The organism is Cupriavidus malaysiensis (genome assembly GCF_001854325.1).
Lineage (GTDB): Bacteria > Pseudomonadota > Gammaproteobacteria > Burkholderiales > Burkholderiaceae > Cupriavidus > Cupriavidus malaysiensis.
Genome location: NZ_CP017755.1, coordinates 2,505,491 through 2,526,257, shown reverse-complemented (window position 1 = coordinate 2,526,257; position 20,767 = coordinate 2,505,491). Strand labels below are relative to the sequence as shown.

General features: G+C 70.4%; 20 protein-coding genes. 7 read left to right on the top strand and 13 right to left on the bottom strand.

Going from position 1 to position 20,767, the window contains the following annotated elements; all coding sequences use genetic code 11:
- Nucleotides 1–243: 243 nt before the first annotated feature.
- Both BKK80_RS30615 and BKK80_RS30610 read right to left on the bottom strand, forming a co-directional pair.
- Nucleotides 244–1,974 carry a cation acetate symporter gene (locus tag BKK80_RS30615; RefSeq protein WP_071018832.1) on the bottom strand — a complete coding sequence of 577 codons (1,731 nt, stop codon included), beginning with the start codon at nt 1,972–1,974 and terminating at the stop codon, nt 244–246.
- Nucleotides 1,971–2,279 carry a DUF485 domain-containing protein gene (locus BKK80_RS30610; RefSeq protein WP_071018834.1) on the bottom strand — a complete coding sequence of 103 codons (309 nt, stop codon included), beginning with the start codon at nt 2,277–2,279 and terminating at the stop codon, nt 1,971–1,973. Before BKK80_RS30610 ends, BKK80_RS30615 begins: the two co-directional genes overlap by 4 nt.
- Before the next feature lie 379 nt (nt 2,280–2,658).
- Between BKK80_RS30610 and BKK80_RS37845 the strand changes: the two genes are divergently transcribed.
- Nucleotides 2,659–3,423, top strand: coding sequence for a LuxR C-terminal-related transcriptional regulator (locus BKK80_RS37845; RefSeq protein ID WP_269466355.1), 765 nt, complete (start codon nt 2,659–2,661; stop codon nt 3,421–3,423).
- A 267-nt stretch (nt 3,424–3,690) separates the two neighbouring features.
- On the opposite strand, the gene BKK80_RS30600 is transcribed toward BKK80_RS37845, so the two are convergent.
- A complete protein-coding gene (locus BKK80_RS30600) occupies nt 3,691–5,121 on the bottom strand; it encodes an HdeD family acid-resistance protein (protein WP_071038738.1) in 1,431 nt (476 codons plus the stop codon).
- Between the two features lie 263 nt (nt 5,122–5,384).
- On the opposite strand from BKK80_RS30600, the gene BKK80_RS30595 reads away from it, so the two are divergent.
- A complete protein-coding gene (locus tag BKK80_RS30595; RefSeq protein ID WP_071072548.1) occupies nt 5,385–6,158 on the top strand; it encodes an SDR family oxidoreductase in 774 nt (257 codons plus the stop codon).
- 132 nt (nt 6,159–6,290) lie between these two features.
- Nucleotides 6,291–7,196 carry a LysR family transcriptional regulator gene (locus tag BKK80_RS30590; RefSeq protein WP_071018841.1) on the top strand — a complete coding sequence of 302 codons (906 nt, stop codon included), beginning with the start codon at nt 6,291–6,293 and terminating at the stop codon, nt 7,194–7,196.
- Between the two features lie 36 nt (nt 7,197–7,232).
- Here BKK80_RS30590 and BKK80_RS30585 read toward each other — a convergent pair whose 3' ends face one another.
- Genes BKK80_RS30585 through BKK80_RS30555 form a run of 7 tightly spaced genes read right to left on the bottom strand, consistent with a single transcriptional unit; the run spans nt 7,233 to nt 13,062 of the window.
- Nucleotides 7,233–8,516, bottom strand: coding sequence for an MSMEG_0569 family flavin-dependent oxidoreductase (locus BKK80_RS30585; protein ID WP_071072546.1), 1,284 nt, complete (start codon nt 8,514–8,516; stop codon nt 7,233–7,235).
- Nucleotides 8,517–8,557: 41 nt separating this feature from the next.
- Nucleotides 8,558–8,845 carry an MSMEG_0570 family nitrogen starvation response protein gene (locus tag BKK80_RS30580; RefSeq protein ID WP_071018845.1) on the bottom strand — a complete coding sequence of 96 codons (288 nt, stop codon included), beginning with the start codon at nt 8,843–8,845 and terminating at the stop codon, nt 8,558–8,560.
- Between the two features lie 3 nt (nt 8,846–8,848).
- A complete protein-coding gene (locus BKK80_RS30575; protein ID WP_071072544.1) occupies nt 8,849–9,874 on the bottom strand; it encodes a sll0787 family AIR synthase-like protein in 1,026 nt (341 codons plus the stop codon).
- Complete coding sequence (locus BKK80_RS30570) at nt 9,871–10,452, bottom strand: MSMEG_0567/Sll0786 family nitrogen starvation N-acetyltransferase (protein WP_071072542.1); 582 nt, start codon at nt 10,450–10,452, stop codon at nt 9,871–9,873. Before BKK80_RS30570 ends, BKK80_RS30575 begins: the two co-directional genes overlap by 4 nt.
- Complete coding sequence (locus BKK80_RS30565) at nt 10,449–11,528, bottom strand: MSMEG_0568 family radical SAM protein (RefSeq protein WP_071038734.1); 1,080 nt, start codon at nt 11,526–11,528, stop codon at nt 10,449–10,451. The genes BKK80_RS30570 and BKK80_RS30565 overlap by 4 nt, the downstream gene beginning before the upstream one ends.
- On the bottom strand, nt 11,521–12,561 hold the full coding sequence (locus BKK80_RS30560; RefSeq protein ID WP_071018852.1) for a Nit6803 family nitrilase: 1,041 nt from the start codon (nt 12,559–12,561) through the stop codon (nt 11,521–11,523). The genes BKK80_RS30565 and BKK80_RS30560 overlap by 8 nt, the downstream gene beginning before the upstream one ends.
- Before the next feature lie 18 nt (nt 12,562–12,579).
- A complete protein-coding gene (locus BKK80_RS30555; protein WP_071018854.1) occupies nt 12,580–13,062 on the bottom strand; it encodes an MSMEG_0572/Sll0783 family nitrogen starvation response protein in 483 nt (160 codons plus the stop codon).
- 495 nt (nt 13,063–13,557) lie between these two features.
- Here BKK80_RS30555 and BKK80_RS30550 point away from each other — a divergent pair, with 495 nt between their 5' ends.
- Nucleotides 13,558–14,946 (top strand): aminotransferase-like domain-containing protein, encoded by a 1,389-nt coding sequence (locus tag BKK80_RS30550; RefSeq protein ID WP_071018856.1) that lies wholly within the window; start codon nt 13,558–13,560, stop codon nt 14,944–14,946.
- A 34-nt stretch (nt 14,947–14,980) separates the two neighbouring features.
- Here BKK80_RS30550 and BKK80_RS30545 read toward each other — a convergent pair whose 3' ends face one another.
- The 3 genes from BKK80_RS30545 to BKK80_RS30535 form a co-directional block, all read right to left on the bottom strand.
- Entirely contained in the window at nt 14,981–15,748 is a 768-nt protein-coding gene (locus BKK80_RS30545) for an MBL fold metallo-hydrolase (protein ID WP_071038733.1), read from the bottom strand.
- Between the two features lie 105 nt (nt 15,749–15,853).
- Nucleotides 15,854–16,432 carry a TetR/AcrR family transcriptional regulator gene (locus tag BKK80_RS30540; protein WP_071072540.1) on the bottom strand — a complete coding sequence of 193 codons (579 nt, stop codon included), beginning with the start codon at nt 16,430–16,432 and terminating at the stop codon, nt 15,854–15,856.
- A gap of 127 nt (nt 16,433–16,559) precedes the next feature.
- Nucleotides 16,560–17,852 carry an NAD(P)/FAD-dependent oxidoreductase gene (locus BKK80_RS30535; RefSeq protein WP_071072538.1) on the bottom strand — a complete coding sequence of 431 codons (1,293 nt, stop codon included), beginning with the start codon at nt 17,850–17,852 and terminating at the stop codon, nt 16,560–16,562.
- A 209-nt stretch (nt 17,853–18,061) separates the two neighbouring features.
- Between BKK80_RS30535 and BKK80_RS30530 the strand changes: the two genes are divergently transcribed.
- From BKK80_RS30530 to BKK80_RS30520, 3 genes are all read left to right on the top strand, one after another.
- Complete coding sequence (locus tag BKK80_RS30530) at nt 18,062–18,952, top strand: hypothetical protein (RefSeq protein ID WP_157903373.1); 891 nt, start codon at nt 18,062–18,064, stop codon at nt 18,950–18,952.
- Between the two features lie 359 nt (nt 18,953–19,311).
- Nucleotides 19,312–19,989, top strand: a complete 678-nt coding sequence (locus BKK80_RS30525; RefSeq protein WP_071018866.1) for a PspA/IM30 family protein — start codon at nt 19,312–19,314, stop codon at nt 19,987–19,989.
- A 69-nt stretch (nt 19,990–20,058) separates the two neighbouring features.
- Nucleotides 20,059–20,739, top strand: a complete 681-nt coding sequence (locus tag BKK80_RS30520; protein ID WP_071072534.1) for an OB-fold-containig protein — start codon at nt 20,059–20,061, stop codon at nt 20,737–20,739.
- The last annotated feature ends 28 nt before the right edge of the window (nt 20,740–20,767 follow it).

Here is a 20,767-nt window from a genome sequence, read left to right as displayed (position 1 = left end):
GCTTGGCATGACAGGCTGGCGGGCATATGGGGAGAGCGCCAAGGCTATCGGCGCGACGCCAGCGGTGTCTCAAGAGATTTCCGATTCCACATGAGAAACGCCCGAATCTGTGCCGCGGATGTCGACACAGGGCGGTGCGGGCGCTGCCGCGCGCGAGGTGGGGGAGAGGGGCAGAGGGGGAGGAGGAACCAGGCCCGTCGGCGCGCGTGGCGCCGCCGGGCCCGTCGGCACCGGGCCGATGCCTCAGTGCGAGGAGGCGCCGGCTGCGCCCAGGCCGGTTTCGGAGCGCACTTCCTGTGCGTCGAAGGCGGCGCGTTCAGCCTTGGCGCGTGCGCTGTTGTCGAGCAGCGAGAACAGCCAGACACCGGCGAAGCCGATCGCCATCGAGAACAGTGCCGGCGAGGTGTACGGGAACCAGGCCGAACCCTTCGGGTAGCCGAGCGTGGCTTCCCACACCGAAGGCGAGACAATGGTCAGGCCGACCGAGGACACCAGGCCGAGGAAGCCGCCGATGACAGCGCCGCGCGTGGTGCAGCCCTTCCACAGCATCGACAGGAACAGCACCGGGAAGTTGGCGGAAGCCGCGATGGCGAAGGCGAGCGACACCATGAAGGCGATGTTCTGCTTCTCGAAGGCGATGCCGAGCGCGACCGCGACGATACCCAGGACCACCGTGGTGATGCGCGAGACGCGCAGTTCCTCATGGCTGTTGGCCTTGCCCTGCTTGAGCAGGGTCGAGTACAGGTCGTGCGATACCGCCGAGGCGCCCGACAGCGTGAGGCCGGCGACCACCGCCAGGATGGTGGCGAAGGCGACCGCCGAGATGAAGCCGAAGAAGACGTCGCCGCCGACCGACTTGGCCACCAGCACGGCCGCCATATTGGCGGTGCCCGCGCCGCCCTTGATCACGCCCTTGGCCACGTCGGCCATCTCCGGGTTGGTCAGCACCAGGGTGATGGCGCCGAAGCCGATGATGAAGATCAGCACATAGAAGTAGCCGATCCAGGTCGTGGCCCACAGCACGGACTTGCGCGCTTCCTTGGCATCCGGCACGGTGAAGAAGCGCATCAGGATGTGGGGCAGGCCGGCCGTGCCGAACATCAGGGCCATGCCGAAGGAGATGGCGGAGATCGGGTCCTTGATGAAGCCGCCCGGGGCCATCACCGACAGGCCGATCCTGGCGGCCTCGTCCGGGTTCTTGCCGGAGGCGCTGGCGATGGCCGTCTTGACCTCGACCGCCTTGGCGAACAGGGCCTCGGGGCTGAAGCCGTACTGGGCCAGCACCATGATGGCCATGAAGGTGACGCCGGCCAGCAGCATGCAGGCCTTGATGATCTGTACCCAGGTGGTCGCCGTCATGCCGCCGAACAGCACGTACACCATCATCAGCGCGCCCACGATCACCACCGCCACCCAGTAGTCGAGGCCGAACAGCAGCTTGATCAGCTGGCCGGCGCCCACCATCTGCGCGATCAGGTAGAAGGCCACCACCACCAGCGTGCCGAGCGCGGCGAAGCTGCGGATGGGGCCCTGCGCGAAGCGGTAGCCCGCCACGTCCGCGAAGGTGAACTTGCCCAGGTTGCGCAGGCGCTCGGCCATCAGGAAGGTGATGATGGGCCAGCCGACCAGGAAGCCGATCGAGTAGATCAGGCCGTCGTAGCCGCTGCTCATCACCGCCGCGGAGATGCCGAGGAAGGAGGCGGCGGACATGTAGTCGCCGGAGATCGCCAGGCCGTTCTGGAAACCGGTGATACCGCCGCCCGCGGTGTAGAAGTCCGCGGCGGAGCGCGTGCGCGAGGCCGCCCACTTGGTGATCCACAAGGTGCCGAGGACGAACAGCGAGAACAGCACGATGGCCGTGGTGTTGGTGGCCTGCTTGGCGGTCTCGCCGACGTCGCCGCCGCCGGCGAATGCCGCGCCGCAGGCGGTGGCGGCCGCGAGGCCGCCCAGGATGCGCAAGGATGGGGTCTTCATTTCGCCACGTCCTCCAGGATGTCCACGGTCAGGCGGTCGAACTCGCGGTTGGCGCGCCGCACGTAGATGCCGGTGATAGCGACGGTAAAGAGGATGACGCCGAAGCCGACCGGCACGCCGATGCTGGTCACGCCGCTGCGGAAGGGCTGCCCCAGCAGCGTCTTGTCGAAGGCGATCAGGGCAATGTAGCCGTAATAGACGATCAGCATCAGCATCGTCAGCAGGATGCCGAGGCTGTTGCGCCTGCGCTTGAGCGCCGCGTATTTCGGGTGCGCCTGGATCTTCCCGATCAGGTCGGTGGACATGAAGCGTCTCCTTTAGTGTCTTGAGTTGGATAGCCTGGATTCTCGGCAGTTGACCTGACGCGGGACTTACAGCGGTGCCGCGGAAGCATGGCGATCGGATCAGTGCTTTCCCTAGCGTGCCATGTGCGCCGTGCCGTCGCGCAGCGCTCCGGCTGCGATCGATGGCAGCCATCGGCGCTTGCCGCATGGCGTTCTCTGCACGGCAAGGGCCCGGGTGTCTCGCGCGCGCAACCCGTCATGCGATGCTTCCTTACGGGCGCTGCCTTCTCGGTATACTTCGCGGAAAACAGCCGGACGTCAGAGCTGTCCTGGCTATGCGGGAATGGAGGGGCAACGTGGTGGCCGACAGGCCACCCATCGAGCGGGAAGGGACTGCGCTGTGGCAGGCACCGGTAACAACGACAAGATGACCGGCTGGGCTGGGGTTCTGATGCCATGTGTCGACACGCAGGTGCGGACCTGCGGCGAGCAGCAGGAAGCGCGGCGGGGCTTGCCCTTGCCGATGCGCGCTGACGGCTTGCCGGACGGTGGTGGCAAGGACGGCGCGGCGGGTTGCGCCCTTGCGCCGGTCGCAGACGAGAGCCAGGCCGTCGGCGCGATGCTGCCGGGCTGCCCCGGGGACGAACGGTCCCCGCATGCGCAGGCCGTGGCCTTGCCCATGCTGTCCGCGCGCCAGGCCAGCGTGTACGCGCTGCTGGTCGACGGTCTCTCCAACAAGCGCATCGCCCTGCTGCTCGGCCTGCAGGAGGGTACGGTCAAGGAGCATGTCTCTGCCATCCTCGCCAAGCACTGCGTGCGCGACCGCCGCCAGTTGATCCGGCAGGCGCCGCTGCCGGCCCCGGCAGCGGCTGCGCCGGCGCAATGGGACCTGTCACCAGCAATGCCGCCGCACACGCCGTGCGCCGGCGTCCCGCGCCAACCGATCACGCCGGCGGAGCTGGGTCTCACCCGCCGTCAGGGCGACGTGCTGCAATTGCTGCTCGACGGTCTCTCGAATCGCGTCATCGGCAGGCGGCTTGGCTTGCGCGAAGACACCGTCAAGGAGCACGTCAGCGCCATCCTGATGGCGCTGAAGACGCCGCGACGCGCGCAGGTGATGGCGCTGATGCGGCAGTTCGAGCTGCACTTGTGCCCTGAGTCCTAGTGCCCTGGTGCCCTGGTGTCCCGGTTCTTGAATTCGTGGAATCACCAGGCCTGTCGAGAAGCCGTGCGAGGCCGTGCGAGGCGGTGTCCCGCATCGCCTGCCGCGCGGCGCCGATCGTCTCCGTGTGCCGGTTCACGTGTGCGGGAGGGGCGGCCGGCGCGCCGGCAGGAGGCCTCGACTCGCGCGAAGCCCGGCATGCTGCCGTCGATCGCTCGTTGCGACGGCTGGCGGGATGCGTCCGCCTGAGCGCCCGGCAGCCTGCCGGCCTCAGCGCCGCGCGCTGCCGGCGTCTTCGTCCTGCACCTGCCAGTCGCGCCGTTGCTGGCGCAGCCGGGCGAGCGTGGTGCGCGCGGCGCGCGCGGCCTTGCGCCAGGCGAAAGGCCGGGGATCGGCCAGCATGCTGAGCGCGCGCGCGTAGTCGAGCGCGAGGCCGGGCGTCCATGCCATGGTCACCGCGCGCTTGCGGATCTGCGCGGCCACCCACAGCTCCGGCGTCACCAGCACGCGCAGCAGGCTGCGCCAGCCGGCACGATCGCCATGCAGGCGGCCCACCGCGCCTTCGAGCGCGGCTTCCAGCGCGTGGGCGACGGTGCTGGAGCAGTTGCGGTGCGTCAGGTTGTAGGTGGTGTTCCGGCGGTAGCGCTGCCAGAAGGCCTGCAAGCGCAGGGGATCGTAGTTGCGGATGCGCACGCGCGTCGTGGAGGGACACCAGGCCTGCGCTTCGGTGGCGTAGTCGGGCTGGAACAGGCCGGGTACGTCGTTGTCGGCGGTGGCGCGCAGCAGGCGGCCGAAGTCGTCGGGCGAGCGGTCGATCTCGACCGCCGGGTAGAGGCTGATGTAGATGCCTTCCGGCGTTTCCAGCGCGGCATGGCCGGTGGAGATCACGCCGTTGGCGTCGACCGCGGCGATGTAGCGGCGGATGATCGGCGGCGACTGCGCGGGTGTCCTGGCCGATCCCGTGGGCGTCCACACGTGCACCGTCAGCGCATGTTCGCCGTCGGCGGGCGGCCCGTCCCATTCGGCGCGGTCGAAGGCGGGCGGTGCCGGTGCAGCGTTGCCGCCGCCGTCCTCCTCCGGCATGGTCCCCGCCACGTCGGCCTCGGGCAGCCGGCCGGGCCGCGACGATCCGCGCAGCGCCGGATTGGCGGCCAGCCGCCTGACGCGCGCGGCCAGCGTCAGCATGTTCAGGCCGCCGAAGAAGAGGAACAGGCCGAGGCCGTAGGGCAGCGTGCCGACATAGTGGGTCGGGTAGGGCTGGAAGAAGAACACCGCGATCAGCAGTTCGGCCACGCCCCAGGCGAGGGCGACGTGCCAGCGCCGGTAGCGCACCACCCACGCCGACACGCACTGGAGCAGCCCGTCGATGAGGAAGAGGGCGCCGAAGATCATCGACAGCAGGAAGTGGCCGTAGTGGTGGCCGGCGAAGATCAGGGCCGACGCGCCGACCACGGCGATGCCCTTGACGTAGCGCAGCACGCGTTGGCCGCCCACGCCGCTCCAGGCGACCACCAGCGTCGCCAGGCCTTCGATCAGGAAGAGCCAGGCGAAGAACTGGATGGGGAAATGCAGGGCGCCGTCGAGCGCGTCGATGAAGATGGCGATGCCGGCGACCGCCCAGAGCGCGCCCGTCCAGAGAATGGCGCGGGCGCGGCGGTGCAGGTAGTCGATGCCCATCAGCAGCAGCACCAGTCTGACCATATCCCCTCCTGAGTATGGGGCCTGTCGGGGTCCAGTCCCGCGCGGCAGGCCGGCGCGCGGGCCGCATGCATTGCCGGAGGACCATAGCACGGGCCGCCGCCGGTCGCCAAGCCGCCGGCCGTGGCGCCTGCGGTGTCGAAGCGCTGCGGTGCTGCGGCATGCGATTGGAACGGATTCCTGGACAATCCATCCAGCCGCGCCGGGCTGCGCAGGCCGGCGCGATCGCCTAGTCTTGAGACTCTCGAATCGATGCGGAGGCATGCATGGCTGACCACTCTATCCAAGGCAAGACCGTCCTGATCGCCGGCGGGGCGAAGAACCTCGGCGGGCTGATCGCGCGCGACCTCGCCCGGCACGGCGCCCGCGCGGTGGCGATCCACTACAACAGCGACGCCACCCGCGCGGCCGCCGTGGAGACCGTGGCCGCGCTCAAGGCGGCCGGTGCGCAGGCCGTCGCCTTCCAGGCCGACCTGCGCCGCGCCGGCGCCATGGAAGCCCTGTTCGCCGATGTGGTCCAGGCGGTCGGCCGGCCCGATATCGCTATCAATACCATCGGCAAGGTGTTGAAGAAGCCCTTCACCGAGATCACCGAGGCCGAATACGACGACATGGCCGAGGTCAACGCCAAGACCGCCTTCTTCTTCCTGCGCGAGGCCGGCAAGCACGTCAACGACCACGGCAGGATCGTGACCCTGGTCACCTCGCTGCTGGGAGCCTTCACGCCGTTCTATGCCGCCTACGCCGGCACCAAGGCGCCGGTCGAGCATTTCACGCGCGCCGCCGCCAAGGAGTTCGGCGCGCGCGGCATCTCGGTGACGGCGGTCGGGCCGGGCCCGATGGACACGCCCTTCTTCTATCCCGCCGAGGGCGACGATGCGGTGGCCTACCACAAGACCGCGGCCGCGCTGTCGGCCTTCAGCCGCACCGGGCTCACCGACATCGAGGACGTGGTGCCCTTTGTCCGCCACCTGGTCAGCGACGGCTGGTGGATCACCGGACAGACCATCCTGATCAACGGCGGCTACACCACCAGGTAGGAACCGGCACGGGCGGGGTGCCGCGCTATCATGCGGCCGTCGCCTCCCCCGTGAGCGCCGCTGCCGTGCGCCGGAGAGGGGCCGTGGCGCGGCGTCCGCCGCGCGGATTCCCTGCTTGAGCACAAGGCCGAGATGGACCGACTCGAACAATACCGCGTCTTCGTGCGCGTGGCGGAGATGGGCAGCTTCATCAAGGCCGCCCACGCGCTGGAACTGCCGCGTGCCTCGGTCTCGGCCGCGGTGCAGCAGCTCGAAACGGGGGTCGGCACGCGCCTGCTGCACCGGACCACGCGCCAGGTGCGCCCGACCGCCGATGGCCTGCAGTTGCTGGAACGCGTGCGCCCCCTGCTGGCGCAGGCGGACGAGGTCGAGCAATTGTTCCGCGCCGGCCAGCGCAAGGCGGTCGGCCGGCTGGTGGTGGACGTGCCCAGCCGTATCGCACGCCGGCTGGTCGCACCGGCGCTGCCCGCGCTGCTGCGGCGCCACCCGCGCCTGGAACTGGTGCTGGGTTCGACCGACCGCATGGTGGACCTGGTGCAGGAAGGCGTGGACTGCGCGGTCCGGGTCGGCGCCCTGCAGGACAGCAGCCTGGTGGTGCGCCCGGTCGGGCGGCTGGCCCTGATCAACTGCGCCAGCCCGGGCTACCTGGGGGAGTACGGCACGCCGCGCGCGCCCGAGGACCTGGCGCGTGGCCATGTCGCGGTCGGCTACGCCAATGCGCTCACCGGCCGGACGCTGCCCTGGGAGTACCGCCACCAGGACGAGACCGTCACGGTGTCGATGCCGAGCCGCGTGGTGGCGAACAATGCCGAGACCTATATCGCCTGCTGCCTTGCCGGCATCGGCCTGATCCAGATCCCGCGCTTCGACGTGCAGGACCTGCTGGACCGCGGCGAACTGGTCGAAGTCCTGCCGCAGCACCGCGCCGCGCCGATGCCGCTCTCGCTGGTCTATCCGCACCGGCGCCAGCGCTCCGCGCGCCTCAATGCCTTCTTCGAATGGTTCGAGGCGCTGATCGCGCCGAGCGTCGAGCCATAGCGGCGAGCGGCCGCGCATGCGGCCGAGCGGTGGGCCTCAAGCCGCCAGCGCCTCCGGCGAGCACGCCGCCGCGATCCTCTCCGCCAGGTACTGCGCGTCGCGCGCGATGCCGGAGAAGCGGCCCGAGCCCCACGTGTGCAGCCATGGCAGGCCGAGGAAGTACAGGCCGGGATGCGCGCTGACGCCACGCTCGTGCCCGGGGTGGCCGCGGCCGTTGAATACCGGCACCTCCAGCCAGCCGAAGTCGGGCCGGAAGCCGATGCACCAGATCACGCTGCCGATGCCCGCTGCCTGCGGGTCGAGTTCGGTGCGTTCGGCCGCGGGTGTCCAGGCCGGTGTGTAGAGGCTGGGCGGCGGCGCGTCGATGCCGTGCGCGGCGATGTACTGGTCGATGCCGGCGTTGATGCGGTTGTAGGTGGCGTCGGCATTGTCGAGGTTCCGGCGCAGGTCGGGTGCGAAGCGCAGGCGCCCGTCGCGGTAGTCCTCCAGCACGCCATACAGTTCCATGCCCTCGGCGGCGAAGCGGCGCAGGTCGATGTCGCGTCCTCCGTCGCGTCCGGTCACGTAGTGGTTGGTGTTGTCGCGCACGCCTTCGCGCAGGGGGTGTTCGGTGACAGGCAGGTCGTAGTACTTCATCTCGGCCAGCCAGTCGACCACATCGCGGCCGCGGTAGAAGCGCGCGCAGCGCGGGGCTTCGCCCACGGCGAGGTAGACCTGGCGCCCGGCCAGGTGCAGGTCCTCGGCGATCTGCGCGCCCGACTGGCCGGAGCCCACCACCAGCACCGCGCCCTCGGGCAAGGCCTGCGGGTTGCGGTAGTCGGCCGACTGGACCTGCCTGATCGATGCCGGCAGCCGCTCGGCCAGGCGGGGCACGATCGGCGTGCGATAGCCGCCCGACGCTACCACAACCTGGTCGGCGCCGAAGGTACCGCGTGTGGTGACCACCGCAAAGCCGCCCTGCGGGCGCGCCTTGACGCTGCGTACTTCGGTGTGTTCGAGCACGGGCGGGGCGACCGCGCGGATGAAGCCGTCCAGGTAGGCGATGATCTCGTCCTTCTTCATGAAGCCGTGCGGGTCGTCGCCGGCATAGGGGTGGCCAGGCAGTGCGCACTGCCAGTTCGGCGTGACCAGGCAGAAGGCATCCCAGCGCTGGGTGTGCCAGGTATGGGTCATGGTGTGCTGCTCCAGCACGAGGTGTTCGATGCCGGCCTGGCGCAGGTAGTAGCTGAGCGAGAGACCGGCCTGGCCGCCGCCGACAATGATGACGGAGTAGTGGCGGGCCTCGCTGGTGGCGGGAGGGGTAGGCGTGGTGTCAGGCATGACGCGGGTTCCTTGGCAGAGGGAGGTTCACGGAGGGCGTTCTAGCGCTCGAAGGCGAGTACCGTCACCGTGGCACCGGCCTGGCCGGCAAAGCGGGCGGCGGTGGCTTCGATAACGTCGAGCTGGTCCTGGGCCGCCGAGCAGGCGAAGCCATAGCGGCGGCGCACCCGCTCGGAGGCCTGGTTCAGCGCGCTGCGCGCGCGGTCCAGGAACACCGGCAGCGGGTAGGCCGCGCCGGCCTCGAGGTGCTCGGTCACGACGGAAGAGGGCGAATAGCACAGCGTTTCGCGCTGGTCGGGCCAGCGGACGCGGAAGTGCGTGACGGGCATGGTTCAGGCTCCCAGAGGCACGGCATCGATGCCGGCGGGTGGCAAGCCGGCCGCGGCGGGCCGGGGCAGGATGAAGGGCTCGCAGCCGAAGTCCCATAGCAAGGCCCGCTCGCCGGCCTGGGCGATTGTCACGCGGCGCGATGCGTCGAGCATGCCGATCTCCGCGCAGGCAAGGCCGCGCGCGTGGAAGCGGGCCGCCACCGTGGCGGCGTCGGCCGCGTCGACGGCGAGCAGGAAGCCGTAGCTGGGAAAGGCTGACAGCCAGCGCGGCAGCGGCACGCCCGGCGGGATCGGCAACGCGTCGAGGTCGATGGTGCCGCCCACGCCCGAGCATTCCATCAGCATCAAGGCGGTGCCGACCGCGCCGGCCATGCTGATGTCCTTGGCGGCAGCGCACAGGCCGTCCTCGGCCAATGCCGGCAGCAGTTCGAGGTCGGCGCGCAGGCGCGCGCCGGGCACGCCGGTGGTGGCGTTCCAGTAGGGATAGGGCTCCTCGAAGCGGCCGCGCAGGTCGACCGCCATCAGCAGGCGCTGCCCGGGGCGCGCGCCGAAGCTGGTCAGCAGCCGGCGCGCGCGCCCGAGGATGGCCACTGCAAGCTGGGGGCCGTCGCTGCGCGCGTTGCTGTGGCCGCCCACCAGCGGCACGCCGTAAGCGGCCGCGGCAGCGGCCATGCCGCGCACGACTTCGTCGGCCGGGTCCAGGCCCTCGCTCCAGATGGCATCCACCACCGCCAGGGGGCGCCCGCCCATGGCGTAGATGTCGCTCACGTTGACCATCACCGCGCTGTAGCCGGCGAACCAGGGCATGGCGCGCAGGAAATCGCCGACCATGCCTTCGATGGCGAACAGCAGATGGCTGTCACCATCCGCGATGGCGGCGCAGTCGTCGCCGAGCAGGATGCCGCGCGCCTCCGCCTGCGCGCCGGCCGGCAGCGCCTGCTGCAGGCGGGCGAGCAGGCCGGCGATATCGGTCTTGTGGCCGAAGCCGCGGCTGGCGCGCAGCAGGTCGGCCAGGGTGGCGGCGCTCATGACGGCCTCCTGTCGTGCTGTGCGCTCCCGTCGTCGATGACGAAGCCGGCATACGGTGCATGGCAGGGCGGATAGTGGTGCAGGTCGGCCTCCATCAGGTGGTGCGGCCAGCCCAGCAGCGTCTCCTCGGCCAGCGTGGTCCAGTGCAGGCGGCGGAACAGCGGCACGTTCTGGCTCTGTACGTGGGCGAGGAAGCGCCGGCAGCCCAGCGCATGCGCGCTGCTCACCGCCAGGCGGATCAGCGTGGCGCCGAGCCGGCTGTGGCGCCGGTAGGGCGCCTGTACCGCCAGCCGCGAGCCGTACCAGACCCCGGGCTCGCTTTCATGGATGCGCACGGTGCCGACCACCGGGCCGCGCGCGCCGGGCGGGCCGCCAGCGGCCTCGTCGCAGCGCACCGCCACCAGCAGCTGTGCGGCGTCATCGACCGCGTCACGGTCGTCCTGGGCAAAAATGCCTTGCTCGGCGCAGAACACCGCGCGGCGCAGTGCGTAGGCTTGTTCGATCTCCCAGCCGGCCTCGGCCCAGCGCACCTGGTAGGCCGGCGCGGCCGGCACCTCCACGCATAACTCGGGTCTCATGCCGCATCCCCCTCGTAGGCCGACAGCGAGGAGCAGGCCCCGCACTTGCCGCAGCCGGCCTTGATGTCCGCCGAGCGCAGCCCGGCCGCGGCCACCATGCGGCCCAACGGCGCCAGCACGGCGCGCATGAAGTCCGGCGAGGGGGCCGGATGATCCTCCAGCGGCGTGCCGGAGATCGGCACGAAGGGCACGACGAAGGGATAGACGCCGATCTCCAGCAGCCGCTGCGACATCGACAGGATGGACTCGGCGGTGTCGCCCAGGCCGGCCAGGATGTAGGTGCTGACCTGGCCGCGGCCGAACACCCCGACCGCCGCCGCGAAGGCATCGAGGTAGCGCGACAGCGGCACGGTGGCCTTGCCGGGCATGATGCGCGCGCGCACCGATGGCGTCACCGCTTCCAGGTGCATGCCCAGGCTGTCGATGCCAGCGGCGCGCAGGCGCGCGAACCAGCGGTCGTCGTCGGGTGGTTCGCACTGGCCCTGGATCGGCAGGTCCACGGCGGCGCGGATGGCGAAGGCGCTGTCGCACAACAGGGCGGCACCGCGGTCCGGCGTCGGCGGCGTGCCGGTGGTCAGTACCATGTGCCTGACGCCGTCGAGCAGCACCGCCGCGCGCGCCACCTCGGCGAGCTGCTCCGGAGTCTTGCGCGCGATGGTGCGGCCGGCCGCCAGCGACTGGCCGATCGCGCAGAACTGGCAGGTCTTGCGCCGGCTCTGGTAGCGGATGCAGTCCTGCAGTACCGTGGTCGCCAGCACATCGGCGCCGTGCAGGGTGGCAATGTGCGAGTACGGAACGCCGTCCAGCGTCTGCATCGCATAGAAGCGCGGCGTGCGTGGAAAGCTCACGCTGGCGATCGGGATGGCGCCGCGCATGAGCGTGCTGCGCCCGTGCGCGTCGGGCGTGGCTGCCACGTAGGGCGAGTGCCAGGCGGTACTGGTATGGACCGGCACCATGATGGTCACGCCGTCGATGGTGACGGCCTTGTGGTCGGACGGACCGGCACCGCCGCGCCGGCTGGCAGCGCCGGCGCGCGGGTCTTCCAGCCGCAGCCCGATGGACTGCAGTTCAGTCATCAACTGCCGGCTCGAGGCCGGCAGCGTGTCGCGAGAAGGCATGGTCTGGACTCCGGTCGTCTGGGTGGATGGCGGCTGCTGGCACCTGGGGCCGTGGTGCGTGCATGACGGACACGGGGGCCGCCGGGCGGTCGTTGATCAGCAGGCTGAGCAGCTCGGGGCGCGCGTAGTGGCCCACCGAATCCATCATGCGCTTGCGCTTGGTGATGAGGGCCAGGTCGAGGTCGGCCACCACCATGCCTTCGCCTTCGCGCAAGGGCGGCGCCAGGTGTTGCCCCTCGGGCGAGATGATGGCGGTGTGGCAACCGCCGCGCAGCGCCTTCTGCAATGCGGGGTCGGTGGTGACCGAAGCGATCTGCGCCTCCGTCAGCCAGCCGGTTGCATTGACCACGAAGCAGCCGGACTCCAGCGCGTGGTGGCGGATGGTGGCCTCGATCTGCTCGGCAAAGATGGGACCTACCAGCGAACCGGGGAACTGGCTGCAGTGGATCTCCTCGTGCCGGGCCATCAGCGCATAGCGCGCCAGCGGGTTGTAGTGTTCCCAGCAGGCCAGCGCCCCGACGCGGCCGATGGCCGTCTCTGCCACCTGGAGACCGGCGGCATCGCCCTGGCCCCAGATCATGCGCTCGTGGAAGGTAGGCGTCAGCTTGCGTCGCTTGAGTGCGAGCCGGCCTTCGGTGTCGAAGATGAGCTGGGTGTTGTAGAGGCTGCCGTGGTCGCGCTCGTTGACGCCCAGTACCACCACCATGCCGTGGCGGCGCGCACGCGCTGCCACGGCCTCGGTGACGGGACCGGGGACGGCCACGGCCTGTTCGTACAGGCGCAAGTGCTCCTGGCCTGATTGCACCGGCGGGCGCACGAAGGAGAAGTAGGGGTAGTAGGGCACGAAGGTCTCGGGGAAGACGATCAGCCGTACCCCGTCGCGCGCGGCCCGGTCGATGGCGTCGAGCACCTTGGCGAGGGTGGCGGCGCCGCTGTCGAGATCGGGTGCGATCTGGACGGCGGCGGCGCGCACGATGCGTGGGTCGGACATGGCGGATCCCCTGCCGGCTCAGACGGTCCAGGTGTCGAGGATGAGCGCGTTCTCCTTGCGGTGAAGCAGCTTCAGGTCGAGCACGTCGAGCGGATTGATGGGGCGGATGCCTTCGACCAGGGACGCTTCGCCATGGCCGTAGAGCGCTTGCAGCGCGAAGCGGCAGGCGTACACCTTGCCACCTTCTGCCATGAACTTCTTGAGCTGCTTGTTGAAGTTGAGGTGGCCGGCGAAGGCCTCGTCACCGAGCGTGGGAAAGCCCCGCTGCAGGCCGAGCGTGACGCCCGGGCCGTATAACAGGATGCTGGTGTCGAAGCCTTTGCGCTGCAGGCGGGTGGCCTGCAGCAGGTTGACGAAGCCGATCGAGCCTTCGAAGGCTACGGTGTGGAAGGTCACCAGGGCCTTCTCGCCGGGCTCGGCCTTGACGTCCTCGAACACCTTCTCCTCGAAATCGACGAGGACATCGCCATCCTTGTGGGCGGGGTGGTTGACTGCGGGCATGCTTGGCTCCAGTGCGTATGGGTTGCGTTGAGCGGACGGCGCGAGGCTCGGGGCGGTCCGGCCGGCGCTCGCCGCCGGCATGGGCAGCGGTGCAAGCGATATGCCATCGGTGCCGCTCGACCATGCGATCAAGGACCGATCATTCATACGGCGAGCGATCGATCGCATGCTTGATCGCATCCGCGCGATGGCCTCGGCGCCACGTGCCGCGCCGGCATGGCGCCTGGCGGCGCCGCGGCCCTGCACCGCGAGCGCGCGGAGGCTGCCCGCGCGAGGCATCGGCTTGGTGCAGGCGATGCCTCGCGCACCATCAAGTGGCGATCCGGAATGCAATCAAGGATGCGATCAATGATGCGAACAATGCAGGCGCACATGGCCATGCATGGAGCGAAGCGCAGGCGAGACTGGCGCGTGGCGCCATGACGTCCGGATGGCACGCGAAATGCATCGGCAGCGCTGGCGCCGCCGCGGCGCACGTTCCAGAAGGAGAGAGCCGTGTCCGGCCTGACCAGTCATTGGGCGAAGCGCATCGCTGACAGCCCCAAGCCCGCCTACCTGATGATCCCCGACCTGATCGAGGAGGCCCTCGCCGATGGCCGGCTGCAGGCGCGCGACCGCCTGCCGGGGCTGCGCGACATGGCCGAGGCGCTGCGGCTCAACTATTCCACCGTGGCGCGCGCCTACGGCGAGGCGCGCAAGCGCGGCCTGATCGATGCCAAGGCCGGCAGCGGCACCTATGTGCGCGGCCGTGCCCCCGCGCTGCCGCTGCGTGCCGGCACCAGCGCGGAGATGACCATGAACATGCCGCCGGAGCCGCCGGCGCTGGCCGCGCGGCTGCGCGAATCGGCCGCCGCGCTGCTCGGCGGCACCGATCCCTACCAACTGCTGCGCTACCAGGACTTCGGCGGAACGCCCTCCGATCGGGCCGCGGTGTCCGGCTGGTTGCGGCGGCTGGTGCCGGCCGCCGGCGGCGACACGCTGCTGGTCTGCCCGGGCATCCACAGCGCCCTCGTGGCGCTGCTGTCGCAAGTGGCGCGCAGCGGGCAGACGCTATGCGTCGAGGCGCTGGCCTATCCGGGCATCAAGGCCATCGCTGCCCAGCTTGGCGTTCACCTGCAGGCGCTGCCGGGCGACGAAGACGGCATGCTGGGGGCGGCCTTCGAAGCCTTCTGCAAGGCGCAGCGGCCAGCGGTGCTGTATTGCAACCCGACCCTGCAGAACCCGAGCACGCGCACCATGCCCCAGGCGCGGCGCGAGATCCTGGCCGATATCGCGCTGCGCTACAACGTGCCGATCATCGAGGACGATGCCTACGGCATGCTGCCGCGGCGCAAGCCCGATGCCTTCGCTGCGCTGGCGCCGGAACTGACCTACTACCTCACCGGACTGTCGAAGTGCTTCGGCGCAGGGCTGCGCACCGCTTTCGTCCACGCGCCCACGCCGCGCCAGGCCCAGCGCCTGGCCGGCACGCTGCGCGCCACCTCGGTGATGGCCAGTCCCTTCACCACGCTGCTGGCGCGCGCGTGGATCGAGGATGGCACCGCCGACGAAATGCTCGCCGTGCTGCGCCAGGAGAACGCCGCGCGCCAGGCGATCGCCGCGCGCGTGCTGGGTGCTCATCCCTACGAGGCGGATGGCGAGGGCTTCCACCTGTGGCTGCCGCTCGACGGCAGTGCCTGGCGCCCCTCCGAACTGGCGCTGCATCTGCGCTCGCGCGGCATCGGCGCGGTCTCCGGCTCTGCCTTCTCCACCGACGGTAATCCGCCTGATGCCATTCGACTGTGCCTGGGCGGCCCGAGCGAGCGCGACGAGATCGAAGAGTCATTGCAGATCGTGGCCGAGACACTGGAGGACCCGCATCACCTGCATTCGGCGATGCTGTGAGGCGGCGGGCGCGGCCCGCGACGGCCGCTCGGCATCAGAGCCGGTAAGCCTCGCCGTCCTCCGGAATCCGCAGGCGGTCCGTCATGCCTTTCTCGATGGCGAATTCGCGCAGTGCCCGGCGCGTCAGCACGGCGTGGTTGACCGCTTCCATATGCGAGGCGATCAAGGTCGCGCCCGGCGCGGCCTGATAGGCCTGCCAGACGTCCTGCGCGTCCATGATGATGGCGCCGAGGCCGATCACCCGGGCGTCGCCGGCGTTGAGGATCACGACTTGCGGGTTGTAGCGCCGCAGGTTGTCCTCGACCTGCGCGTTCCATACCGTGTCGCCGGCCAGGTACAGCGTGTCCTCGCCGGCGTGCTCGAAGACCACGCCGCAGACCTCGCCGAGGATGTCGCCGATGGCGCCGATGGCGGCGTCCGAGCCGTGCTGCCCGGTGGTCTGGCGCAGGGTGACGCCCTGGAAGATCGCGTCGCGCAGCAGGCGGACGTCGCCGAAGCCCTGCGAAGCAAGCAAGGCGCGATCGGCTTCATGCTGGACGAACACGGGGAGGTGTTTCGGCACCAGGGTGCGGGCGGCTTCGTCCCAGTGGTCCGGGTGCGTATGGGTCACGATCACGGCGTCGACGTCGAGCAACGAGGCGACGGGCACCGGCAGCGCGGCGGTGGGGTAGGGCAGGTGGCTGTTCACCGTGCCCGGCAGTCCGGGGTAGGCGCCTTGCTCGGCGAGCATCGGGTCGATCAGGAAGCGGCTGCCGCCGTACTCGATGACCAAGGTGGCATTGCGGACTTGCTGGATGCGCATGGAGTTCTCCTGAGAGGGCGCTTCGGATGGATATGGACCGAGCAGTCCATAATGGGGAAATGAAATCGGCGGGCTGGCGCGGTTGCCGCATGGACCCGGCGCGGTTCAGTCGAGGTGGGAGAGCAGCAGCGCCAGGGCGTGCTCGAGTTCCTGCGGCGGGAAGCCGGCGCGCGCCATCACCTGCAGGCCGGGGAAGCCCAGCACCAGCAGCCGTCCCAGTTCGGCGGGGTCGCGCGTGGCGGCGATCGAGCCGTCCGCGCGGCCCCTTTCAACCTCCTGGGTCAGCGCCGCCTGGATGTACTGCAGGTCGCCGATGACCCGCTCGCGGATGGACACGTCCTGCGGGGCCATTTCGACAGCCTGGTTGATGCTCATGCAGCCGCGCAAGGGACCGGGCGTCGCGACATCGGCGAAGAGCGTGCGGAAGAAGCGCTCGATGGCCTGGCGCGCGGGGCCGTGCCCGAGAATGCGGTGCATCTCCGCTGCCCGCCCCTGGCGGTAGGCGTCGAAGGCGGCCAGGAAGAACTCGCGCTTGCCGCCGAAGGTGGCGTACAGGCTGCTCTTGCTCAGTCCGGTCGCGTCGAGCAGGTCGGCCAGCGAGGTTGCCTCATAGCCTTTGCGCCAGAATACGTCCATCGCCTTGTACAAGGCTTCGGCGGTATCGAATTCCTGTGGCCTTGCCATGGTGGACCGGGGAACGCGCTCGCGGGCAGTTTCAATGTCCGGCAGCATATCAGTTATGGACCGCTGGGTCCATAACTGGCTTGTGTGCCGCGGACGGGCACTGGACCCCGCCCGGAGAGGGATGCCCTCAATCGAGCCGGATCGGCGCGCGCAGCCGGGTGTTGAGCCGGTCGACCAGCCACAGCAGTCCGCCGCGCCAGAAGCCGAACAGCCGCGCCTGGTGGCTGCGGTACAGCAGCGCGTGGCTGAGTTGCGCGAGCCGCCCGCGTATCGTCAGGCCCTTGAACAGGCCGAATTTTCCCAGCGAGCCGAAGGCGTCGTAGTCGCCCAGCGAGACCAGGGCGCCGAAGTCGCGATAGGAGAAGGCGGGAATCTTGTCGCCCCGCAGCCAGCCGGGAAGATGGCGGATCAGGTGTTGTGCCTGCTGGTGGGCGACCTGCGCCGTCGGCGGCAGCGGGCGCTGGTTGCCCGGCAGGGTCAGGCTGGCACAGTCGCCGATGGCGAAGATGCGCGGATCGCGCGTGGTCTGCAGCGAGGGGTGTACCAGCAACTGGTTGGCATGGGAGGCCTCCAGACCGTCCAGCCGTGCCAGCAGGCCGGGCGCCTTGACGCCGGCCGCCCACACCTTGAGCGAGGCCGTCACCTGGCCACCGTCAGCGAGAGTGAAGCCGTCCGCGGTGGCTTCGGTCACGCGCGTGGCGGTGCGCACGCGCACGCCCAGCGCTTCGAGCCGGGCCTGGGTGGCGGCCGAGATGTCCTGCGGAAATGCCGCGAGCAGGCGCGGCCCGCTTTCGATGAGGGTGATCGACAGGCGGGCCGGCAAGCCTTGCGCGCCGTAGGCGACCGCGGCTTGCGCAAGCTGCACCAGCTCGGCCGCGAGCTCGACTCCGGTGGCGCCGCCGCCGACGATGCCGATCGACAGGGTTTCGTCCTGCGCGAGGCACTGGAGCATGCGCAGGCGGACTTCGCGGTTGAAGGCGTCGGCCTGCAGGCGGGAGTCGATCTTGAAGCAGTGCGCGGCCACGCCCGGTGTGCCGAAGTCGTTGGCCTCGCTGCCGATCGCGAGCACCAGCGCGTCGTAGGCCAGGCGCCTGGCCGGCACCAGCAGGCGCCCGTCGGGCGCGTGCAGCGGAGCGATCCGCAGCTCGCGTGTAGCCCGGTCGAGGCCGGCGAGTTCGCCCGGCTGGTAGGTGAAGCCCGCATCGCGGGCCTGGGCGAGGAAGGTGGTCTGCTGCTGGGAGACGTCGCGCGTGCCTGCCGCGATGGTATGGAGCATGGGCTTCCAGACATGGGCGGAGTCGCGGTCGACCAGGGTGACGGCCATGGTCCGTCCGGCGCGTGCGGAGCGCCTGCCCAGGGCGGTGGCGACCTCGAGGCCTGCTACCCCTCCACCCACGATGACGATCTGTTGCGGCTGCATCTTGTGCGTTCCTTTGCTCGGGCATGAGATGCGCCGGATTATACATACATGCGTGAATGTATGTATGTGGTCGACGGCTTGGAGGAGCGCCGGTGTGAGTCGGTGTGCCCCAGTTGCCTGCGTTGCCAGCGTTGCCTGCACTGGCGTGTGATAGACGCGGTCGCGCTCATCCGGGCGCCCGGCGCCTGGTGCCGGGTATCATGCGCCGCATGACCATCAAAGCGAACCCGACATCGCGCCCGGCCGGGCGCCGCCAGCGTGCCGGCGCCGAACGGGCCTTGCCCGAGCCGCTCGCCAAGCGCCGCGTGCTGGCCATGCTGGCCAGCCGCTTCTTCATCAGTTGCCACGTCATGCTGATCGCGCTGTGGTCGCTGTCGATCGGTGTGCTCGCCAGCAAGCTGCTCTGGCTCGCGGGGCTGTCGTCGCTGCCGCTGCGCTATGGGCTGGCGACGGTCGCGGCCTACTGCGGCTTCCTGTGCGCGGTGCGCGTCTGGCTGGCCTATGTCGGGCTGCCCGCTGGGCGCCGCGGGACCGGTGACGAACCGGCGCGCGCGAGCGACGGGGCCGATGGGGGCGTGGATCTGGTGGATTGCCTGCCGCTGCCCCGCGGCGGGGCGGGCGGCGCCGCACGCGGCGCGCGCTCGGTGGCGGGGCAGGGCGGTACCTTCGATGGCGGTGGCGCCTCCGGCGATTTCGATGTGGCGGCGGCGGACCTGCCCGGCCTGGCGGACCTCGGTGAGACCGGGAAAGCGGCAGGGCGCGGCGCCGGCGACCTGCTGGACGGCGCGGCCGATGCCGACGACCTGTTCGGCGTGGTCCTGCTTGCCCTCGGCTTGCTGGCCGCCGCCGTGATCGGTGCCGCCTACGTGTTCAGCCAGGGGCCGCTGATGCTGGCCGAGATCGCGTTCGAGGCCCTGCTGGCCGGCGGCCTGCTGCGCGTGGCACGCCGTGCCGACGAGGCCGGCTGGCTGCGCGCCGCCGTGCGGGTGTCGGCGCGTCCGGCGCTTGCCGTGGCGGCGCTGGCCATCGGCCTGGGCTTGGCGTTGCAGCACTGGTTCCCCCAGGCCCGGAGCCTGGCGCAGGCGCTGGGGCTGCGCTGAGCCACCGGCGGCGCCTTGTTCCGTGCAGCCATGCCCGGGGCCAAGGCGTGCGGGCGCACCTGGTCGGATGCTGCCCGGCGTCGCGGCATCCCACGCGATTCCTGCAATTCAGACGGATTACGCCGATCTCGAGAATGGTCTGAAGCCCAGCGATTGCAGCGCCGACGAGAATCGCCCCGGTACCTGGCGCGACGGCGCGGGCCGGCGCGATCCTGAACCTGTCCCGCCCCCTCCCGGCCCGCGCCTCGTACCTGCCGCCAGACGCACCGCAAGAATCGCTGCCGGATGCGTCGTTGCCCTGCCTGCCAGCGTCGCCTTTCCCCATGCGTCGCAGCCACCGTCCACCGAGGAGAGCCGCCATGAACAGCGAAGGACTTCACAGCCGCATCGCGAGACTGCTGGCGGCCAACGTGCATGCGCTGGTCGGCTCGATCGAGAGCCGGACTCCCTTGGCTGTCCTGGAGCAATACCTGCGCGAGTTCGACGAGGTGATCGGCCGGGCGCGCGTGCACCTGGGCCGGCACGAGGCCGCCCGCTACCAGTCGACCAAGGCCATCGCCCGCGTGAACGACGAGATCGGGCGGCTCGACGCGCAGATCGCCGTCGCGCTTCGCAGCGGGGAGGAGGCGCTGGCACGCACCGGCGCCGCGCGGCAGATCGAACTGGAGGACAGCCTCGTGCTGCTGCATCAGCGCTTGCAGGAGACGGTCGAGCGGACCGGCGCGGCCGAGGCCGAACTGCTGGCCCTGCGCGCCAAGCGCGAAGAGATGGAACTGGCACTGTCCGACCTGCTCGCCGCGCGGGCGTCGGCTTCCTTGCACCCAGCGGCGCCGTCGGCACCATCGGCGCGGGCGCAGCAGCTGGGCCTGGGCTTCAGCCGTGCGATGGCCGGCGCCAGCGGGCTCCCTGCCGGGGGGGCGGCGCCTGCCCAGGCCGACGCGGCATCGCTCAGGCAGCTCGACGCCCTGCTCAAGGAGCAGCGCGTCAGCGAGCGCCTCGAACGGCTGCGGACAAGGCAGGGCAGCGCCGCCGCCTAGGCCGTGCGCCACCGCTTGCGCCGCGGCCCGCGGGTCCGGCCTTCCTGAACCGTCCTGTGCTGCCCTCTCATGAGTGAACTCCTGCATCCCGGCTATGTGCCGTTCGTGGTCGCTATCGGTGCCATGGTCGCCATCGGCACGCTGGAGGCGCTTGCCTTGCTGGCCGGCCTGACACTGACCGGCCACGCCGACCACTTCCTGACCGCCCACCTGCCGGGCCCGCATGCGGCGGCCGCCGGCGCGCTCGATGCGGGCGAAGGCGGCGGCGCCGGCATCGTCGGCGCATGCCTGGGCTGGCTGCACGTCGGACGCGTGCCCTTGCTGATGCTGCTGATCCTGTTCCTGACAGGTTTCTCCATTGCCGGCCTGCTGCTGCAATGGCTGCTGGCCACCGCCACGGCGCACCTGCTTCCCGGCGCCGTGGCGGCGGCGCTGGCCACGCTGGCCGCGCTGCCGTTCGTCAGGGGAGCCGGCGGCCTGCTGGTGCGCTATTTCCCGCAGGACGAGAGCTCGGCGGTGTCCGAGTCCGATTTCGTCGGGCGCGTCGCCAGGATCACGCTGGGCCAGGCAAGCGCCGAGCACCCGGCCGGCGCGCGCCTGATCGACGATCACGGCCGCGCGCACTACATCCGGGTCGCGCCGGAGGACGCCACGCAGACCTTGTCGCGCGGCCAGGAGGTGCTGGTGGTGGCGCGCGCCTCCGGCAGCCTCTACCGCGCGATTCCCAATCCGCGGCCCGATCTGTTGTAGGGGCCGCCAGCCGGGGCAATCGCCGGCT

What these genes read in the sequence shown, in the direction of transcription:
- BKK80_RS30615 (WP_071018832.1), bottom strand. Translation starts at nt 1,974, where the DNA reads ATGAAGACCCCATCCTTGCGCATCCTGGGCGGCCTCGCGGCCGCCACC.
- BKK80_RS30610 (WP_071018834.1), bottom strand. Translation starts at nt 2,279, where the DNA reads ATGTCCACCGACCTGATCGGGAAGATCCAGGCGCACCCGAAATACGCG.
- BKK80_RS30600 (WP_071038738.1), bottom strand. Translation starts at nt 5,121, where the DNA reads ATGGTCAGACTGGTGCTGCTGCTGATGGGCATCGACTACCTGCACCGC.
- BKK80_RS30595 (WP_071072548.1), top strand. Translation starts at nt 5,385, where the DNA reads ATGGCTGACCACTCTATCCAAGGCAAGACCGTCCTGATCGCCGGCGGG.
- BKK80_RS30590 (WP_071018841.1), top strand. Translation starts at nt 6,291, where the DNA reads ATGGACCGACTCGAACAATACCGCGTCTTCGTGCGCGTGGCGGAGATG.
- BKK80_RS30585 (WP_071072546.1), bottom strand. Translation starts at nt 8,516, where the DNA reads ATGCCTGACACCACGCCTACCCCTCCCGCCACCAGCGAGGCCCGCCAC.
- BKK80_RS30580 (WP_071018845.1), bottom strand. Translation starts at nt 8,845, where the DNA reads ATGCCCGTCACGCACTTCCGCGTCCGCTGGCCCGACCAGCGCGAAACG.
- BKK80_RS30575 (WP_071072544.1), bottom strand. Translation starts at nt 9,874, where the DNA reads ATGAGCGCCGCCACCCTGGCCGACCTGCTGCGCGCCAGCCGCGGCTTC.
- BKK80_RS30570 (WP_071072542.1), bottom strand. Translation starts at nt 10,452, where the DNA reads ATGAGACCCGAGTTATGCGTGGAGGTGCCGGCCGCGCCGGCCTACCAG.
- BKK80_RS30565 (WP_071038734.1), bottom strand. Translation starts at nt 11,528, where the DNA reads ATGACTGAACTGCAGTCCATCGGGCTGCGGCTGGAAGACCCGCGCGCC.
- BKK80_RS30560 (WP_071018852.1), bottom strand. Translation starts at nt 12,561, where the DNA reads ATGTCCGACCCACGCATCGTGCGCGCCGCCGCCGTCCAGATCGCACCC.
- BKK80_RS30555 (WP_071018854.1), bottom strand. Translation starts at nt 13,062, where the DNA reads ATGCCCGCAGTCAACCACCCCGCCCACAAGGATGGCGATGTCCTCGTC.
- BKK80_RS30545 (WP_071038733.1), bottom strand. Translation starts at nt 15,748, where the DNA reads ATGCGCATCCAGCAAGTCCGCAATGCCACCTTGGTCATCGAGTACGGC.
- BKK80_RS30540 (WP_071072540.1), bottom strand. Translation starts at nt 16,432, where the DNA reads ATGGCAAGGCCACAGGAATTCGATACCGCCGAAGCCTTGTACAAGGCG.
- BKK80_RS30535 (WP_071072538.1), bottom strand. Translation starts at nt 17,852, where the DNA reads ATGCAGCCGCAACAGATCGTCATCGTGGGTGGAGGGGTAGCAGGCCTC.
- BKK80_RS30530 (WP_157903373.1), top strand. Translation starts at nt 18,062, where the DNA reads ATGACCATCAAAGCGAACCCGACATCGCGCCCGGCCGGGCGCCGCCAG.
- BKK80_RS30525 (WP_071018866.1), top strand. Translation starts at nt 19,312, where the DNA reads ATGAACAGCGAAGGACTTCACAGCCGCATCGCGAGACTGCTGGCGGCC.
- BKK80_RS30520 (WP_071072534.1), top strand. Translation starts at nt 20,059, where the DNA reads ATGAGTGAACTCCTGCATCCCGGCTATGTGCCGTTCGTGGTCGCTATC.